The 1,320-nt window shown below is 67.6% G+C and carries 1 protein-coding gene and 1 other annotated feature; the gene reads right to left on the minus strand.

The genetic code is table 11. The features are described 5' to 3' along the window. Positions 1-31: 31 nt before the first annotated feature. Positions 32-1,269, minus strand: a protein-coding gene (locus tag ACR807_RS41655; protein WP_438927070.1) for an IS3 family transposase whose coding sequence is annotated in 2 segments (ribosomal slippage) — positions 32-990 and positions 990-1,269 — 1,239 coding nt in all. Because the reading frame shifts where the segments join, the coding sequence is not laid out codon by codon here. After that, positions 863-994 (minus strand) — a sequence feature (AL1L pseudoknot). Its footprint overlaps the gene before it by 132 nt. Positions 1,270-1,320: the final 51 nt, after the last annotated feature.

Consider the following 1,320-nt stretch of genomic DNA (forward strand, 5'->3'; position numbering starts at 1 on the left):
GTGAACCGCCCCGGGTTCGATAGAGACTCGTTCAGTTGACTGCTCCAGCCGGGGTTGGCTGATGTTGACGGTAGTAGACGGCCTCGACTTCGGCGGGTGCCAGGTGCCCGATGCTGCCGTGCAGCCGCCGGTTGTTGTACCAGTCGACGTATTCCAGGGTGGCGTATTCGACCTGGTCACGGGTGCGCCAGGGGCCCTGTCGGTTGATTAGTTCGGTCTTGTACAGCCCGATGGTCGACTCGGCCAGGGCGTTGTCGTAGGCATCGCCCACCGAGCCGATCGAGGCGTCGATCCCGGCCGCGAGAAGGTGGTCGGTGAACGCGAAAGACGTGTATTGACTGCCCGCGTCCGAGTGGTGGATCAACCCCGCCGTGACCGGGTGACCCGTGTGCCCGCGGGCCCACAACGCCATCTCCAGCGCGTCGAGCACCAGCGCGGTGCGCATGGAGGTGTCGGCCTTCCAGCCCACGATCCGGCGGGAGAACACGTCGACGACGAACGCGACGTAGACGGTTCCCGACCAGGTCGGCACGTAGGTGAAGTCCGCCACCCACAACGCGTCCGGCCGTCCGGCGGTGAAGTCCCGGTCGACGAGGTCGCCGGCGCGGCGCCCGTCCTTCGCCGGGATCGTGGTGCGGCGCGGACGGCCCCGCACCACGCCGGTGATGCCCAGTTCGCGCGTCAATCGCTCCACGGTGCACCGGGCGACCGTGATCCCCTTGTGACGCAACGTGGTCCAGATCTTGCGCGCCCCGTAGACCTCGTAGTTGTCCCGCCACACGGACAGGATCTCCTCGCGCAGTTCCCCGTCGCGGACGGTGCGCGCCGAGGCGGGGCGAGTTCTGGCGGCGTAGTAGGTGGACGGGGCGATCGCCACGCCTGCCCCACGCAGGACACGACAGATCGGCTCGACCCCGAACTCCTGTTTGTGGCGGTCGATGTAGTCGATCACCGTTGCGTGGGGCGGTCGAGCTCCGCCGCGAAGAAAGTCGCCGCCGATCGAAGAATCTCGTTGGCGCGCTTGAGTTCCGCCACCTCACGCTTGAGGCGCTTGAGTTCCGCGGACTCCTCGGTCGTGGTACCGGGACGGGCACCGTGGTCGACCTCGGCCTGCCTGATCCACTTGCGCAGCGTCTCCGGGGTCACCCCGAACTTCGGCGCGATCGAGGACACCGCCGCCCACCACGACGGGTACTCATCCCGATGGTCCTGGACCAGCCGCACCGCCCGCTGACGCACCTCGGCCGAGTGCCGTGACGTTCCTGCCATGACTCCATCCTCCACAAGCAATGGAGTCCCCACCAAAGCCGGGGCGGTTCA

Source organism: Saccharothrix sabaoui (genome assembly GCF_051756985.1).
Lineage (GTDB): Bacteria > Actinomycetota > Actinomycetes > Mycobacteriales > Pseudonocardiaceae > Actinosynnema.